At 56.8% G+C, this 16,393-nt stretch carries 17 protein-coding genes; 8 read left to right on the plus strand and 9 right to left on the minus strand.

Annotated elements, in window-relative coordinates:
* Positions 1-76: 76 nt before the first annotated feature.
* The gene (locus ABVF61_RS11230) at positions 77-982 is read right to left on the minus strand and encodes a DMT family transporter (RefSeq protein ID WP_353993595.1); all 906 of its coding nucleotides are present in this window, start codon (positions 980-982) and stop codon (positions 77-79) included.
* A 131-nt stretch (positions 983-1,113) separates the two neighbouring features.
* On the opposite strand from ABVF61_RS11230, the gene ABVF61_RS11235 reads away from it, so the two are divergent.
* Positions 1,114-1,569 (plus strand): methylated-DNA--[protein]-cysteine S-methyltransferase, encoded by a 456-nt coding sequence (locus tag ABVF61_RS11235; protein WP_353993596.1) that lies wholly within the window; start codon positions 1,114-1,116, stop codon positions 1,567-1,569.
* A 224-nt stretch (positions 1,570-1,793) separates the two neighbouring features.
* A complete protein-coding gene (locus tag ABVF61_RS11240) occupies positions 1,794-2,774 on the plus strand; it encodes a DUF808 domain-containing protein (protein ID WP_353993597.1) in 981 nt (326 codons plus the stop codon).
* A 53-nt stretch (positions 2,775-2,827) separates the two neighbouring features.
* On the opposite strand, the gene tmpT is transcribed toward ABVF61_RS11240, so the two are convergent.
* Together tmpT and ABVF61_RS11250 are read right to left on the minus strand one after the other, a co-directional pair.
* Positions 2,828-3,496 carry a thiopurine S-methyltransferase gene (tmpT, locus tag ABVF61_RS11245; RefSeq protein WP_353993598.1) on the minus strand — a complete coding sequence of 223 codons (669 nt, stop codon included), beginning with the start codon at positions 3,494-3,496 and terminating at the stop codon, positions 2,828-2,830.
* Positions 3,497-3,552: 56 nt separating this feature from the next.
* Positions 3,553-4,323 (minus strand): sulfite exporter TauE/SafE family protein, encoded by a 771-nt coding sequence (locus ABVF61_RS11250; RefSeq protein ID WP_353993599.1) that lies wholly within the window; start codon positions 4,321-4,323, stop codon positions 3,553-3,555.
* Between the two features lie 68 nt (positions 4,324-4,391).
* On the opposite strand from ABVF61_RS11250, the gene ABVF61_RS11255 reads away from it, so the two are divergent.
* Positions 4,392-5,264, plus strand: a complete 873-nt coding sequence (locus ABVF61_RS11255; protein WP_353993600.1) for a LysR family transcriptional regulator — start codon at positions 4,392-4,394, stop codon at positions 5,262-5,264.
* Positions 5,265-5,303: 39 nt separating this feature from the next.
* On the opposite strand, the gene ABVF61_RS11260 is transcribed toward ABVF61_RS11255, so the two are convergent.
* Positions 5,304-5,537, minus strand: coding sequence for a hypothetical protein (locus ABVF61_RS11260; protein ID WP_353993601.1), 234 nt, complete (start codon positions 5,535-5,537; stop codon positions 5,304-5,306).
* Between the two features lie 164 nt (positions 5,538-5,701).
* Between ABVF61_RS11260 and chrA the strand changes: the two genes are divergently transcribed.
* On the plus strand, positions 5,702-7,033 hold the full coding sequence (gene chrA / locus ABVF61_RS11265; protein WP_353993602.1) for a chromate efflux transporter: 1,332 nt from the start codon (positions 5,702-5,704) through the stop codon (positions 7,031-7,033).
* Between the two features lie 84 nt (positions 7,034-7,117).
* On the opposite strand, the gene ABVF61_RS11270 is transcribed toward chrA, so the two are convergent.
* The 3 genes from ABVF61_RS11270 to ABVF61_RS11280 form a co-directional block, all read right to left on the minus strand.
* The gene (locus tag ABVF61_RS11270) at positions 7,118-7,651 is read right to left on the minus strand and encodes a MarR family winged helix-turn-helix transcriptional regulator (protein ID WP_353993603.1); all 534 of its coding nucleotides are present in this window, start codon (positions 7,649-7,651) and stop codon (positions 7,118-7,120) included.
* A gap of 225 nt (positions 7,652-7,876) precedes the next feature.
* Entirely contained in the window at positions 7,877-9,064 is a 1,188-nt protein-coding gene (locus tag ABVF61_RS11275; protein WP_353993604.1) for an MFS transporter, read from the minus strand.
* A gap of 104 nt (positions 9,065-9,168) precedes the next feature.
* Positions 9,169-10,098: a putative metalloprotease CJM1_0395 family protein gene (locus ABVF61_RS11280; protein ID WP_353993605.1), complete on the minus strand. Its 930-nt coding sequence runs from the start codon at positions 10,096-10,098 to the stop codon at positions 9,169-9,171.
* 185 nt (positions 10,099-10,283) lie between these two features.
* On the opposite strand from ABVF61_RS11280, the gene ABVF61_RS11285 reads away from it, so the two are divergent.
* The 4 genes from ABVF61_RS11285 (at position 10,284) to ABVF61_RS11300 (ending at position 14,352) form a co-directional block, all read left to right on the plus strand.
* Positions 10,284-11,096 carry a creatininase family protein gene (locus tag ABVF61_RS11285; protein WP_353993606.1) on the plus strand — a complete coding sequence of 271 codons (813 nt, stop codon included), beginning with the start codon at positions 10,284-10,286 and terminating at the stop codon, positions 11,094-11,096.
* 216 nt (positions 11,097-11,312) lie between these two features.
* Positions 11,313-12,263 carry a LysR substrate-binding domain-containing protein gene (locus ABVF61_RS11290; protein ID WP_353993607.1) on the plus strand — a complete coding sequence of 317 codons (951 nt, stop codon included), beginning with the start codon at positions 11,313-11,315 and terminating at the stop codon, positions 12,261-12,263.
* A 134-nt stretch (positions 12,264-12,397) separates the two neighbouring features.
* Positions 12,398-13,243 (plus strand): bifunctional allantoicase/(S)-ureidoglycine aminohydrolase, encoded by an 846-nt coding sequence (locus ABVF61_RS11295; RefSeq protein ID WP_353993608.1) that lies wholly within the window; start codon positions 12,398-12,400, stop codon positions 13,241-13,243.
* 125 nt (positions 13,244-13,368) lie between these two features.
* Positions 13,369-14,352, plus strand: coding sequence for a type I glyceraldehyde-3-phosphate dehydrogenase (locus tag ABVF61_RS11300; protein WP_353993609.1), 984 nt, complete (start codon positions 13,369-13,371; stop codon positions 14,350-14,352).
* Between the two features lie 82 nt (positions 14,353-14,434).
* On the opposite strand, the gene ABVF61_RS11305 is transcribed toward ABVF61_RS11300, so the two are convergent.
* Together ABVF61_RS11305 and puuE are read right to left on the minus strand one after the other, a co-directional pair.
* On the minus strand, positions 14,435-14,932 hold the full coding sequence (locus ABVF61_RS11305; protein WP_353993610.1) for an ureidoglycolate lyase: 498 nt from the start codon (positions 14,930-14,932) through the stop codon (positions 14,435-14,437).
* Positions 14,929-16,344, minus strand: coding sequence for an allantoinase PuuE (gene puuE / locus ABVF61_RS11310; protein WP_353993611.1), 1,416 nt, complete (start codon positions 16,342-16,344; stop codon positions 14,929-14,931). The genes ABVF61_RS11305 and puuE overlap by 4 nt, the downstream gene beginning before the upstream one ends.
* Positions 16,345-16,393 lie beyond the last annotated feature (49 nt).

Consider the following 16,393-nt stretch of genomic DNA (forward strand, 5'->3'; position numbering starts at 1 on the left):
GTCAACCGCCAAGCTGTGAATGTGTCGGTCTGCTGACTGGAGAACAAATGAATATCGTTAAAAATACTGATGGTTTTTAGATCCCGCGAACACGTTCCCGGTAGAGAATGTAAAGACCCGACCCGACAACAATGCCGGCTCCAACCAGCGTGAGCCCGCCCGGCACGTCGCCGAACACCAGATAGCCGAGGCCTACCATCCATACGATCTGGGTGTAGATAAAGGGTGCCAGAACAGGCGCAGGCGCCATGCGATGGGCAATGATAAAGAGAAAATGCCCCCCACCGCCGAAGATACCCGTCGCGAACAAAAGGACCCAGGTCCAGATATCGGGCGGCGTTACCCAAACGGACAGACCGGCTGGTGTCATGGCAACGGCCGCCACAATCCCGGAGAGGATAAGCATCCCGGCAGAGCTGTCCGTTGCCGTCAACTGGCGCGTGAGAATTGCATAAATTGCGTAAAAAACCATGGAAGCGACAGAATAGATGGCTGCCCAGTGCATGCCGCCAAGTCCTGGTTGTGTCACAACAAGAACACCGGAGAACCCGACGACAATTGCCGCCCATCGCCGTGGCCCCGCCCACTCACCGAGGAGAGGCCCGGCAAGCGCTGTGATAACGAACGGCGCCGCGAACATGATTGCCGTGGTTTCGGCGAGTTGCAGATACCGGACCGCAAGAAAATTGAAAATGGTGATACCCAGCAGACAAAACGCTCTGACGATTTGGAGCACGGGTCTTCTGGTTCTCAAGAGCGAAGTGTTGCTCCAAACGCGAAACAAAACGAAAGACAGGATCACGTGACTGACGAAGCGCAGCCAGACGATCTGAAGCGTTGGCACCGTTTCGATGAGATACTTTGCCGTCGCGTCCAGCAGAGAGAAGCAAAGACAGGCAAGGACGATCAGACCAATGCCCGCCAGAGGCGCCGCCTGCGGCACCGGTGCCTTATCCTGAACGCCCTGGGACTCGTCCCTCATCAGCAGTTGATCCTGTCCAAATCATCCGCAGATGAAAACAAGAGGAAGGCAGGACACCGGCAAATGGGAGTGTCTGCTTGAGATCGGACCGGCAACCCACTAGAGATTTAACTAGAGAAGCGGGAGCCGGAATGCCTGTCACGGATATCGAAACATGGCTGGGACGCCTTTCCATTCATGAAACTGAAGGCGCAATAACTCAATTACAATGGGACAGCGCGAAACACCAAGACGAAACGCCCCTGCTCCGCGAAGCAGCATCGCAGGTTGTCGCCTACCTGGAAGGAAAGCTCAAGGATTTCGATCTGCCGCTGGCACCGAAGGGTGGTGATCTGCACCAGGCCGTCTTCAAGGCAATGCTTGAAATACCTTATGGAAGCACGCGTACATACGGAGACGTTGCGAAAGAACTGAATACCTACGGTCAGCCCGTTGGTCAGGCCTGCGGTGCCAATCCGATCCCCATTATCATTCCCTGCCACCGTATCCTGTCAGCCAACGGTCTTGGCGGCTACTCAGGCTCGGGCGGTCTGGATACAAAAATAGCATTGCTCAAACTGGAAGGCGGGTACCCGTTTCTTGTCTGAACGCGGCAGGTATCGAATCGACTCCCCCCGGTTTCGATATCCTGGATCTGATTGCTTGGCGGCAGTCGTGGCAAACGGTTCTTCGGCGATAGTTTCCCCGCAAATGCGCTGCAAAAAGTTCTTTTTTCATCCGAATACGGGCAGACACTTGCAAGTGCAGTCGGCCTGTCGCAAACACATCATACGTTTTCGTCCGGCAATCTATCACCTGCTAAGGAGCGGCCATGAGCGGACTACTCGCCCTTCTCGATGACATCGCGGCTATTGCCAAGGTGGCCGCCGCATCCGTCGACGACGTATTGGGTCAAGCTGCCAAGGCAGGATCCAAGGCAGCAGGAGCCGTCATCGACGATGCAGCCGTGACACCAAAATATGTCACGGGCTTCAGTCCGGCACGTGAACTCCCGATCGTCTGGCGCATCGCGCGGGGTTCGCTCAAGAACAAGTTGCTGTTCCTGCTCCCGGTCGGGTTGGCCCTGAACGAATTCGCGCCATGGACAATCACACCGCTTCTGATGCTTGGCGGCGCTTATCTGTGCTTCGAAGGTGCCGAAAAAGTGCATCACCTTTTTGCGCACAAGCAGAATCATGTCGCGGATCTGCCCCTGGAAGAAGCGGTCGACGCGGTTCACCTGGAAGAACAAAAGGTATCGGGGGCGATCAAGACCGATTTCATTCTGTCGGCCGAGATCATGACGATCGCTCTTTCCGAAATCCCGGAAAGCAATATCTGGATGGAAGCGGCGACACTCGCGGTGGTCGCAATCGGCATCACCGTCATGGTCTACGGGTCTGTCGCCCTGATCGTGAAGGCCGACGATGTCGGGTTGATGATGTCGTCGAAAGGCCGCCTGTCGGTTGTGCGCGCATTTGGACGCGGCATCGTCAAGGCGATGCCGGGCTTTTTGAAACTCCTCATGGTCGTCGGCACGGCGGCGATGCTCTGGGTTGGCGGCTCCATCGTCATCCACGGCCTCAAGGAACTCGGAGTGAAGTGGCTCTACGGCACAATTCACGATATCGCACACGCCGTGGCTCACTCTGTCGGCCAGATTGAAGGCTTCATAGCCTGGGCGACGACCGCCTCACTCGACGGCGTTTTCGGCCTGATCCTGGGGCTGATCCTGATACTGGTGGTCAGCAAGGTGATTCTCCCGATCTGGAATTCGTTCCGCAAGGATTCCGACAAGGTCAGCAAACACTGAACGCTACCAATGGTTTGTATCCGGGCCCGGCAGTGACAAACGGCTGACTGCGCCTACCCTTGCTTGAGTGGCCGGCCTCTGGATCCAAGCGGCTGCAAAAGCCAGGCTTGCTCTTCACCGGAACAACGCTCTGCGAGGGGTCCGGTTATTGGCACACTCGCAAGGCGTTCGATGACAAATTGATCGTCAAAGAGATCGTGAATTCTATCCTCCGGTACGGAAAAGGGAGGGCCGTCCATCTGCGACTGATCATAGTCGTAGGTCACCAGCAAGCGTGGCACGTCACGGCACAAAACACGCATCTGGCTGGTGTAGGCGGCCCGCATATGCGGTGGGAGCGCAACTAGTGCTCCCCGGTCATAGACCGCATCAATGAACCCGACATCCTCTGCTTTCAGCTTAAAAAAATCACCGGCCCAGATCGTGAGGTTGTCTCTCGAATATCTTGTGAGCGCGCCGCTCTGCGTGGTCTCCGGGGTCACGCCAAGGCGATCAAAGACCGCTTCAACCGCATCGAAATTCAGCTCCGCACCGCTTACACGCAGGCCTTTTGTAAGAAGCCAGTCAATGTCGACGGCCTTGCCGCACAACGGAACAAATATGTGCCTCCCTTGCGCCAGCCCCAATGCGTCGAGATGATCGCTGAGGTGCCGGTTCGGCACCCCTTCGTGAAAGCCGATCTTTCCTTCCTGCCAACGATGCTGCCAGAACGCTTTTTCCATGACTTTGAAAGCTCCGTGATGAAAGTCGGCTGCGAGACGTGCTGCCAGACCTCGTACTAAGGACCGGCCACAACGAATGTGCGCCAGAAATAAACCACTGACAGTAGCGTTCCAAATGCGACAACCAGAATCCGCAAGTGGTTTTGATTGACCTTTTTCGCCCAGCGCCCGCCAAGGTATCCACCGGCAGAGCTTCCGATCATCATGACAAGCGCTGCCGGCCAGTCAATCAGTCCGCCCGCGCCGAATATCGCGATACTGATGATCGTGAAATTGGTCGCGAGCAGGTTTTTTATGCTGTTTGCCTCATGAAAATCCGTATGCCCGATTACTTGCGCGATCGCGAGCAAAATGATGCCGAGGCCTGCACCGAAATAACCGCCATAGATCGAGACGAGAAAGAGGACTGCGTAGACCGCCGTCGAGGTTCTCGACGGTCCGGAAAGCCTGACAAAGGCACGGCGCATCTGTTCACCGAAGGCGAACAATGCCGTTGCGGCCGCCAGCAGAAACGGCACAAGCGCGAGAAAGGTCTGCGGATCTGAAACCAGCAACAGCAAAGAGCCCGTAGCGGCTCCTGCTCCGGACACAAGACTTAGGATGAACAGATCCGAACCGGCCTTGCGAAGTTCATCCTTGTATGCAGCCAGCGCGGCGGCATTGGAGGGCAGAAGACCGAGAAAGTTGGTCGCATTGGCAACGACAGGCGGCAAGCCGGCCGCCATGAGCGCTGGAAACGTAAACAGTGTCGCTCCACCCGCAATAGCGTTCCAAACACCACCGATCAGACCAACGAAAATAAGAAGGATCACGTCCGGAAAAGTCATGCACCAGCCTCCAGCCATTGACCGGGACGCTAGGACGGTTAGTATTATTTATAAAATGAATAGTGTTTATGATTAGCATGAAAAAAATCGAACGACTTACACTGAACAGTGACCTGTTGCGTGCTTTTGTCGTCATTGCCGAGCAAGGGCATCTGACATTTGCAGCCGAACGACTAAACCGCACCCAGTCCGCTTTGAGCGTTCAGCTTCGGAAGCTTGAGACAGGTTTGGACACAAAGCTGTTTTACCGGCACGCAAAAGGAATGAAGCTGACACCTGATGGAGAAAAGCTTCTTCCGGTCGCACAGGGTATTCTGAGCGACATGTTGCATGCACAGAAACTCTTCGACAAACCGCTTCGCGGGAAAGTGCATGTCGGAATTCCCGACCACTATGACGACACAGTATTCGAAACTGTGCTTACCGATTTCGGCAAGACCTATCCGCTCTTGGATATTTATGTGAAATCAGGCTGTTCAGCGGGATTTGCGACTGCGATCAGGGAAGGGCGTCTTGATGTTGCTGTCGTGTCCGGACAGCTGGCCGAGCATGGGGAGGTGCTTGAAACCGAACCAAACTATTGGGTAGAGAGCGAGGAATTCGAAGCTGATGCAGACGAACCCGTTCCGCTGGGAATTCTTGATCGCGGATGCTGGTGGAGCAACCTGCCTTTGAACCTGCTTACGAAACACCAACGTGCATTCAACATCAAATTCAGAAGCGAAAGCTTCTCCAATCTACGCTGCGCAATCAGGTCCGGACTGGCAATTGGGGTTTTGCCTGAACGGGCGATTCAAAAGGGAATGCGCATTGCTGGTCCACGGCGCAGGCTTCCCGACCTCCCGGCAATGGTCCAGTCTCTCCTGGTTTCGGAAACGGCCGCACCCGACATTACAGGCGCAATTGCCGGAGCGCTCAAAGAAGGCCTCGCAAGCGAATGAGTTGGCACAACATACTGTCACGCCTACCAATTTTCGGGCTTAGAAAAGCACAAACCCGAAGAAGGCGATCACGGCAGCCATGGTGACCCAGATCAGAAATGCGTTGAAATAGGCCCAGCGGGAACCGAAGCCACTGCGCAGCGCATCTATCTTGTCTGCTCCGAACCCAGGCGCAATGCCTGACGTTCTGGAAGCGTTCCGAAACCGTTTGCGCAGCTCGGCCGCTTTGCGGGCACCCCGCTCCTCGTTGATTGTCTGATAAGATGTCGTCATTCCGATCTCCATTCAGATTACCTCTGCTGAAAAGAAAGGTGGGATTCGTTCCAGACCATTACAAATGAGCTTTTTGTAATCTTCCCGTGCGCAGGCCGCGTCTTGCAGCCGTTACAAAGAGCACGTAGGAAACCGCATCACTGGCAAACACGGTCAATTTCTGCGTGGATCAATTCTCGGAAGAAACAGGCTTTTCGGAAAAGCACATATCTCCGTCTATTGCGGAAATCACCCGTGTGTCGCTGAAAGTCGGGCTGCTGAGCTTTGGAGGGCCGGCTGCGCAGATTTCCGTCATGCATCAGGAATTCGTCGAAAACCGCAAGTGGCTTTCCGAGGACCGGTTCCTGCATGCCCTCAACTACTGCATGCTGCTGCCGGGGCCGGAGGCGCAACAGCTCGCTACGTACTGCGGGTGGCTCAGTGGCAGAACGCTGGGCGGACTGATCGCCGGCCTTTTGTTTATTCTGCCAGGCGCATTTGCAATGGCCTTCGTCAGCTATGTCTATGCCGCCTACGGCGACACGACAGTGATTGCGGCGGTATTTTATGGCGTGAAAGCCGGGGTCCTCGCGATTGTGCTTCAGGCCCTTATGAAGATTGGTCAAAAAGCACTGAAATCGAGACTGGCCTGGATGATCTGCGCGGCAAGTTTCTGTGCGTTGTTTTTTCTGTCGATCCCGTTTCCCTTGGTCATTCTCGGAGCTGCTGTGACCGGGTTGCTGTTCGGGACCGCTCCGGCGCAGCCAATCGAAGACGGCACGGTGACCGCGTCTCCGGCAACAGCTGCAAAAACACTGGGAACATTGCTGATCGGCTGCCTGTTGTGGATTGCCCCGCCGGTCACCGCCGCCCTCCTTCTGGCTCCTGGCAATGTCTACACGGAAATTGCCGAGTTTTTCTCGCTTCTGGCGGTTGTCAGTTTTGGAGGGGCCTATGCGCTTTTGAGTTACATGGCCCAAGTGGCGGTGGAGACGAAATCCTGGCTTTCCGCCGGTGAAATGCTGGACGGTCTCGGGCTTGCCGAAACAACACCCGGGCCTCTCATTCTGGTCACACAATTTGTTGGTTTCCTGGGCGGTTGGCGGGAACCGGCTCCCTTTTCGCCGGGAACAGGCGCGCTCCTTGCGGCTGCGATGACGACGTGGGTCACGTTCGCACCGAGTTTCTTGTTCGTCCTTGCGGGTGCTCCTTGGATGGAAAGACTCCGAGGCAACAGATTGCTCGCCAGGGCGCTCTCGGCGATCACAGCGGCAGTGGCCGGGACAATTTTGAATCTGGCCGTCTGGTTTGCGTTAAACGTTCTTTTCACTCAAACAAGGTCACTGGAGATTGGAGTTCTGAGTGTTCTTTCGCCAGTGCCGGAAAGCCTTGATCCAGTCCTTGCCGGGATTGCTTTGCTGGCTGCGTTTCTCGTGTTCGTCGCAAGGCGGGGCATCACGGTCGTTCTCGCGGTCACGGCGGCTCTCGGCTTGATTGCGAAAACCTTGCTTGTCTAATTGCGGCACTGGCCAAAGAGCCAAACGTGGCCGGGCAAAGCCGGAAAGCGATGCCTTGTCATGTGCAAGCAGCGATCATCACCATCAGGCCGCCGACAGTTCCTTGTTTTTACCGACTTTTTTCTCTGCCTCTGCGACCTCTTCAGTGTCAGGCTCAAGATCGCTTTCATGCTCCGGATCGTCATCAATTGAGATCGATAGATTTTTTTCGACCTGCCGCAAAAGCTTTCGCAATTTCTTCCGGTCCTTATCGTCGAGGCCGGACATGGCCTCCCGCTCCAGGCGTTTCCAGGCCTTGTCTACCGAAAGAACAAGCTCGCGGCCCTCGTCTGTCAGATAGACGCGCGCCAAGCGCCCATCCGTGTCGGACACTTGCCGGCGCACATATCCCTGACCGGAAAGGCGGGTCACCATTTTTGTAACTGTCGGAGGCTGCACACCAAGCGCAAGCGCCAGCTGGCTCATGGTGCGCCCGTCAGAGTCTGCAAGAACCTTCAGCACAAGTTCCTGGCCCGGATGCAGACCAATCCGCATAAGATGCGCACCGGACCTGGCTCTTTGCGCTTTCGCCGCCTGGACAAGCCGAAAAGTTATGCTCTTTTTGTAGTTAAAAGCCATCGCTTGCTACCTATTCCTGGATCAACCCGAATCAACAAAGACTGTGGCGCGGCGAAAACGTAGCCGGAGTATTTAACCGTCAAATGACACTAATAGGATTGATCGTCTTTTTTCAGACGCCCGAGGGCAATAACCTGGTTTGCCAACTAACTAATTTTCAGAACCGGACTTGCCCAAGTCCATATCGGTGATTGGTCCTCCGGTCTAAACCTTTGCCTGTGAACTTTAGGACTTGACCTTAAGGGCGCCGGCCAGAAACGGAATAATCAGGGTGAGGAGCGCGACCACCGCAAAGGAAGCTCCCAGTGAAAACAGCTGACCGATGAAACCCAAGACGGGTGGCCCAAACAAAAAAGCGCCGTAGCCGAGCGTCGCTACGGACGCCAGCGCGCGTCCCTTGGACATATGCGGATCTGCCGCAGCGCGAGACATCGCAAGCGGAAAAAGCACGGCATATCCGAGCCCCATGACGAAACACCCGATCCAGACTACAAAAATGTTCCAACCGGAGACCAGCAGGACGCAGCCGACAAAGGCAACAAACCCGCTCACTCTTGCCACGGGCACAGGCCCGAACCTGGCGATAATCCTGTCACCGGCCAAACGCATGATGACCATTGCGACGGAGAAAACGGTGAACGCTATTGGCGCCATCGCCTCCGAGTAGCCGAGATCCAGTATCTGGTAGAGTGCTGCCCAGTCAGTTACGGCTGCCTCCCCCAACGCCGCTATCAGCGCTATGAGCCCTGCAAACCGAAGCGCACCTTCGGGAAACGCAAAAAGCGGTGCCTTGTCCTGCGTCTCGGCCCCACCGACCGACTGGGGCCAATGCTGCCTCAAGCACACAACAAGAATGGGAACGGACAAAAGTCCCCAGAGACAGAAATGCAGGGCAACACTGAAACCGAGCGTGATTGCAAGCCCACCCGCCGCGGCCGCCACACCGGCGCCCAGACTGAAAAGTCCATGGAAGGACGACATCACCGGGCGCTCGAGCGCGGTTTCGACTTCCGCTCCCCATCCATTCATTGAAACGTCCAGCGATCCGAAGGCGAACCCGGCAAAAAACAACGCGGCCACCAAAGTCACAACCGATGGCGAAAGCCCGAGAAGGGTAAAAGCGACTGCGGTTCCCAGTGCCGCCCCTTTGGTGACACGTGCCGGACCGTGCCGGTCCATCAGGGCACCGGCGGTGGGAAACGCCGTGAATGCACCTAGCGCCATGACCAGAAGCAGCACGCCGAACCATCCCTCACTCAATCCTGTCGCAGCCTTGATGTCCGGGATTCTCGAGGCCCAAAGACCGAAGAAACCCCCGCACATGAGAAAAACTGCCGAAACAACGCGACGCGCGGCAATAGCCTGCATGAGATGACCTGAAGCTTGAGATCCTGAAGGATCTCCGGAAGACATGTCTCCCATCGCCTGTATCGCTTTACCGTCCGGCGTTCAATGCTGGAATGAAGTCTTAAGGCCGGTATTCTCTCCGGACGGGGCAGCCAACACCGTCAAACGGCCTAGGCGAGAACGGAGGCCAGCAGAGCTTCGGCTTCGCTTGCCTGTTGAACTGCGGAACGATAAGCAGATGCTGCCTCGGCGGACTGTGCCTGTGCCGCAGATTCATCCTTGCGTGTGCCGTCACCGTTCTGCTCATTATTGCTGGCACCGCCCTCGGAGGTGTCCGCCACCGCACCGGGCGGCGCTTCATCTCCGCCTTGCAATTCGTCAGCTTTCTCCTGACGCGCTTCGGCCTGGGCCTCGGAAAGTTGCGAACGGGCGAGCTGGGCGACTTTCAGGTCCTGAGACGATGGTTCAGCCGGTGCGAGCGCAGCCCGGATGACAATCTGCATTTTCCGGATTGTTTCCTGAGGCGTTTTTTCCTTGCTGGTGTCGATCTGGACTTCGCCACCAATAGCATACCGCTTGCCGTCTGGCCCTTGCTGGAACGTATAGCTGGGCGCGCCGGCGTAAGCACCTCCGACGCGCGCGTGAGCCTGTTCATGTGCACGAACCTCCCGATCCCGCTTGGCAAGTTCCTGAACCTGTTTTTCTTCTGCCTCGTTCAGGCCGTCGCCGTCGGGATCTTCTTTTTCACTGCTCCCGGATTGGGCCTGCGCGGGGTTACCGGATGCCTGTCCCGCAGATGCCACGTTTGCGGCGATTGCCGAACCTTGTCCTTGAGCGGGCGCGTCCGCGCCATCGCTGCCATCTCCCGAGGAACCGGCATTGGCATTCTTTTGTTCGACCTGCTGAGTGCTTTGAAGCGCCAAGACAGCTTGCGACGTCAGGATCGGACCATTGCTTCTTTGTGCCGATTGAACCTGCGCGCTTGCCAGACTGCTGCGCGCACTTTCCCGATCCCGGCCGGCAGGATTCCCTCCTGCGTCCGGTTCCAGTTCGCCCGCGACACCACTGCTTCTCAAAAGGTTCGCCGGCGTATTGGACATTAAGGCGCCGATCATGGGCAAAAGCTTCGCAGAAAGGCGTCATTAAAATCTAAACAGGCGTTAAGAGCGGCCGATCATTTGTTCGTGAGCTGTTTACACCGCATTATCGGAAGAGCGTCTTCACTTGCCTGACCGGTCGTGCTGTGCAAAGCAAACGGGCAACAGGACCTTCACAGGAAAGACAAATGCTTCCAAGGCGCCAATGGCATGAAATGACGACGGAGGACTTCAAGGACCCCTCGCGTAAAAACTGGATTGCCGTTCTTCCCGTTGCCGCGATAGAGCAACACGGTCCTCATTTACCGGTCTGGACCGACACAGCCATAGCAAACGGGCAGGTCAGCCGCGTTCTGGAACTTTTGCCCGAGAGCCTGCCTGCCTGCTTTCTTCCCGCGCAAGCGGTTGGCAAATCAGATGAGCATATTTCCTCGCCGGGCACATTGACGCTGTCCTGGGAAACGGCAGCACGCTGCTGGATCGAAATCGGAGAGAGCATAGCCCGCGCAGGCATTCGTAAGCTGGTGCTGATCAATTCGCATGGCGGCAACGTCCCCATACTGGATATCGTTGCACGGGAGCTGCGCATCAAACACGAAATGTTTGTTCTGGCCACCAACTGGCTGCGTTTCGGTCAACCGGATGGCCTCTTTCCAGAAGACGAATTCACCTACGGCATTCATGGCGGTGATATCGAAACATCACTGATGCTGCATCTTCATCCTGAACTCGTAAGAATGGATCTTGCCCGGGATTTCACGTCTGAGCAGCAAAGCTATCTGAAAGAGTTCAAGCATCTGCGCGGCCACGGCAAGGCACAGTACGGCTGGAAGGCCCAGGATCTCAACGAACTTGGTGCACTTGGCAACGCGGGGCGCGCAACGGCGGAAAAGGGGTGCCAATCACTCGACCACGCTGCCAGAGAATTCGTTGAGCTGTTGAAAGACGTCGACGCATTTGACCTCGAACGCCTCTGGAAAGAAGGAACGGACAGCAACTAGGAACACCGAAACCAGGAGAAACTTTGCAAAAGCCGACAGCAACCCGGCAACAATCCAGGATTGAAGTCTTGGATCCATCCGAAAATCCATGAAATTCTGGCCATTTTTTTCGCTAAATCTGTGAATCTGAATGGCTTTTATTTCCAGCAGTTGACCTTACCCCCTTAGACGACACATTATTTGGAGTGAGATCATGGGGGCGTTTTTCGAGTATCAATGAACCTGTCGATACGGCAATTGGCGACCTTTCGCGAGGTCATGCGGAGCGGTTCCATTTCGGAAGCAGCCCGCACGCTTGGCCGGACGCAACCCGCCGTCAGTTCGACGATCGCCGGCCTGGAAGCCGAGCTGGAGCTCAAGCTTTTCATGCGTGAGCAGGGGCGCCTCGTCCCGACGCCGGAGGCCGAGTTTTTTCTCGAAGAAGCCGAAGCCATCCTGAAACGGCTTGAAATCTCCAAACGCACGCTACGTGGCCTCGCCAACCGCGAGCACGGCCAGCTGCGCATTGCCGGTATCCCTGAAGCTGTTGCGGATTTCCTTCCCAACAGCCTGTCCAAATTTGTTGCCGACAAGCCGAGCGTCAAAATTGCCCTGGCAAGCAGAACGTCCGCGGAGATCGAAGAGCTCATTGCAGCCCAGCAGTTCGACATCGGTTTTACCGAAACACCCCGGGTGCGCAACTCATTCGACCAGATCGATTTCGATCTGGAGTGCATGTGCGCGGTGCCTGCCACCGATCCGCTGGCCGCCAAGGAAATCATCACGCCAGAAGAGCTCGATGGCTATCCGCTGGCGCTGCTGCATTCCGAGCACCGCAGTCACAAGCAGACGCTGTCGCGCTTCCGGGATGCAGGCGTGCGGTTCAATCAGCGTTTTGAACTGCAGACTGCCCTGGCCGGTTTGAGGTTCGTCGAGGCGGGGCTGTGCGCGCTCATCTGCGACATGCTTACTGCCTACAAGGCCCAGGAAGACGGCCGAAGCGGCATGGGACCGCCCATGATCGTGTTCAGGCCATTCCGCCCGCGCATTCAGAACGGACTGTCCATCCTCACGCCGACCCATCGCCCGATTTCCATCGTCGCCAAGGATTTCTGCGAATTTCTGAGTTTGGAACTGGCGACTATGCGCACGGCTATGATCAAGAAATCCGCCCGACCAGGCCTCTGACTTACCCGTCCACTTAAAAACAACCTCATTTTCTTGGAAACCAAGGAGGTTTTCAGCCTCATGCGCGCTGGTGCAAACCGAACGCGAAGCGCATAGTCGCAAGTGCATTTTGAACGCAGCGAGAAAGGCAAACCGTGTCAGAAAGCTATTTTGCTCCCAAAGGCGGCCATCCCGGTCAGGAAACACTCCTGACGGATCGCGCGGTTTTCACCGAGGCCTACGCGGTCATTCCGCGCGGAACGATGCGCGACATCGTTACCAGCTTTCTGCCTTTTTGGACCGGGACGCGGCTCTGGGTGCTGTCTCGGCCCCTGTCGGGATTTGCCGAAACGTTTTCGCAGTACATCATGGAAGTCGCTCCGGATGGCGGATCCGAGCGCCCGGAAACCGACAGCTCGGCGGAGAGCGTGTTGTTTGTCGTGGAAGGTGAGGCCTCTTTGTCCGTGGCGGGCCAAAACCATGCCCTGAGAGCCGGAAGCTATGCCTACCTCCCCCCGGAGACCGACTGGACCTTCAAGAACGATAGTAAGGACCATGTCCGGTTTCACTGGATCCGAAAGGCTTATGAACCGGTCAAAGGCATTGACCATCCAGGTGTCTTCGTGACGCACGAAAGCGAGCACGCGCCAGTGCCAATGCCGGGAACGGACGGCAAATGGGCAACCACGCGCTTTGTCGAGCCGGAAGATCTGCGGCATGACATGCATGTCAACATCGTCACCTTTCAACCGGGCGCGGTCATTCCCTTCGCCGAAACCCATGTGATGGAGCACGGCCTCTATGTGCTTCAGGGCAAAGCCGTTTACCGGCTCAATCAGGATTGGGTCGAGGTCGAGGCAGGTGATTTCATGTGGCTGCGCGCCTTTTGTCCGCAGGCTTGCTACGCCGGCGGTCCGGGCCCATTCCGCTATCTGCTTTACAAGGACGTCAACCGCCATATGCCGCTCAGGCCAGCCGGTCGCTTTGATCCGGGCAGCTAGGGGCAAGGATTGTCCCTAGGGACAATATAAATGAGATCAATGCCTTAAAGCATGATACCCAGTCTTTCAGTACGCCTTTTTTGCACGAAGGCCAAGATCCAAACACTGAGAGACAGGTCGTCACCATGCGGATTGTCATCAACGGGTTCGGCCGGATCGGCCGCACCGTCCTGCGTCAGATCCTGACGTGTCCAAAAGAGCAGAATGTGGATGTTGTTCTGATCAATGACATCGCACCGCTGGACACTTGCGCTTACCTTTTCAAATACGACAGCGTTTACGGTCCATATCCCGGCAACGTCTCGACGGAAGACCGAACGCTAAACATAGACGGCCGGGCGATTCAGTTCACCGGTGAACCCGACCTATCCGTTTTGGATCTTGCCGGGATCGACGTGGTCCTTGAATGCACCGGCAAGGCCGACACGACGGAAGTCGCTTCGCGCGGACTTCGGGCCGGCGCAAAGAACGTGCTGATATCCGGCCCGTCCGACGCGGCGGAAATCACGCTTGTGCTCGGTGCCAATGAAGAAAAGCTCAACGGGCACCGGGTTGTCTCCAATGGGTCCTGCACAACGAACGCCCTCGCCCCCCTGCTGCGGGGTCTTGAGGACCGTGTCGGTGTGGAGGCAGGCCACATGACCACAATCCATTGCTACACCGGCAGCCAGCCGATGGTGGACGCGCCGCGCGGCCCGCTGGAACGCAGCCGCGCAGGTGGCATTTCGATGGTGCCCACCACGACAAGCGCAACCAAGCTTGTCGGCAAGGTTCTGCCGCAGATCGACGGCCGGATAACGGGCGCTGCCGTGCGCGTTCCGACAATCAGCGTGTCCGCGGTCGACCTCACCGTAACTTGGGCTGAGCCTGTTAAAAGGCCCGTCAACGATCTCCTGCAGGAAATATTTTCCAACAACCCTGTGATCGGCTTTACCGATGACCGCGTCGTCTCCACGGATATGCGGGCGCGGCCGGAATCCCTGGTGATCGCGCTTCCCGAGACCCTGTCGAGCGGTGACAGACAAGCCCGCATATTCGGCTGGTATGACAATGAGTGGGGGTTTTCACGGCGGATGCTTGATATGGCTGGCCTGATGACGGCGCGATAACGCTATCGTAGCAACCGCGCACTTTTGCCGCTCATGATCACCATGAGATGGCTCAGGCAGAAGACGACCGTTTATCCAGATTTCAGCTTTCCGGAGCCTCGACAACGTAGGGCGCCGGAAACCAGTGCTCTTCCAGATTGGCGCCATTGCCAATGCGGTCGACGACCATGTATCTGCCTGGGCTGCCAAGCGGTGCCAGAACGCCGTGCCAGGTACCCCGGTGGAGATTGATGGACTGGCCGGGCTGGCTGACAAAAGCTTTGAGATTGACCGGCTCGCCATCGCGATCATCGGCGACAACGACCAGCATCGGTACGCCGTTGACGGGAATAAACGCCTGGCTGCCAGCCGGATGCCGCTCAACCATGTCCACGGTATGCGGCAGCGTTCGCGCTTTGGCATCAAAGAGGCTGAGACCGGCCCGGCCTTCGGAGAAGTCGAGCGTGGCGAGGTCGTGATGGCGCCCGCACATGCCCTGATTGATGATCTTGTCCGGAGGCCCGCTGACCTCCAGAACGTCGCCGTAAGGCGCAAAACCTTCAGCCGTCAGAGGCTTTGCTGTGATCGCGAGATTGCTCACTTGAACAAATCTCCGAGGCGATGGCGCGCGATCCGTTCCACCTGGTGGCAGGCTTCCTGGAATTCCGTTTGCCGATCGTTTTCGATCCTGCGGTGGAACGCGGCCAAAATGGAAGCTTTGTCATGGTCTCGAACAGCAATAATGAACGGAAAGCCGTGTTTGGCGACATAAGCCGAATTGAGGTCGTTGAAGGTTTGTCTTTCGTCGTCGGTTAGAAGATCAAGCCCGGCCCCTGCCTGTTCAGACGTACTGTCCGCGGTAAGCCGGCCTGCTTGCGCAAGTTTGCCGGCCAGATCCGGATGCGCCTTCAAAACGCCAAGACGCTCGTCTTCGCTCGCAGACCGGAACACTCGGCAAAGCGCGTTGTGGATGCCTACGGCGCAGTCATGAGCGGGGCCGAGTTCAAGCTCGAAGGCACGTTCCGCAATCCAGGCGGAATGCTCAAAAATCCCGCCAAAATGTTCAACAAATGCGTCTCTGCCCATGCGGCTGGGTTTCAAGCCTTTCTGCGGCGGATGATGGCAGGTCCAGTGCTCTGCGATCTCGATCCGGCGCGGACACCAGACATCATCATGCGACTTGATGTGTTCGATGAATTTCCGGAGCGCAGCAATCTTGCCGGGTCGCCCAACCAGGCGGCAGTGTAGGCCAACCGACATCATTTTCGGCGTGTCGCTTTCACCTTCGGCATAAAGCGTATCGAATGCGTTCTTCAGATAATTGAAGAAATCGTCGGCGTCGCTCCATCCGGGAGATACCGAAAAGCGCATGTCATTGGCTTCAAGCGTATAGGGAATGATCAGCTGGTCCCGCCCGCCGATCTCAAGCCAGTAAGGCAGATCGTCGTCATAGGTATCGGAAACATAAACGAACCCGCCTTCTTCCGCGACGAGCCGGACCGTGTTTTCAGAGCAGCGGCCGGTATACCAGCCACGCGGGCGCTCGCCGACGACTTCGGTATGCAACCGGATCGCTTCGGCAATGGCGGCGCGTTCCTCGTCAACCGGCATGTCCTTGTGTTCAATCCACTTGAGCCCGTGGCTTGCGATCTCCCACCCGGCGTCTTTCATCGCCTCCACCTGCTCAGGATTTCGGGCAAGTGCTGAGGCAACGCCATAAATCGTCAAGGGAATGCCGGCGCGCGTGAAAAGACGATGGATCCGCCAGAAGCCGGCGCGCGCGCCGTATTCGTACATCGATTCCATATTCCAATGGCGCTGGCTTGGCCATTGCGCCGCACCTGGAATATCCGACAGAAACGCTTCGGACGCAGCGTCGCCATGCAGGATATTATTCTCGCCGCCTTCCTCGTAGTTCAGGACGAACTGAACGGCAACGCGGGCATTTCCGGGCCACTTCGGGTCGGGCGGACTCGATCCGTAGCCCCTGAGATTGCGCACATAGCGATTCAAGTCAAACCTCCGATCTTCTTCTGCTTTTTACAAAAAACGACATTGTCGA

It is taken from the genome of Roseibium sp. HPY-6 (assembly GCF_040530035.1).
GTDB lineage: Bacteria > Pseudomonadota > Alphaproteobacteria > Rhizobiales > Stappiaceae > Roseibium.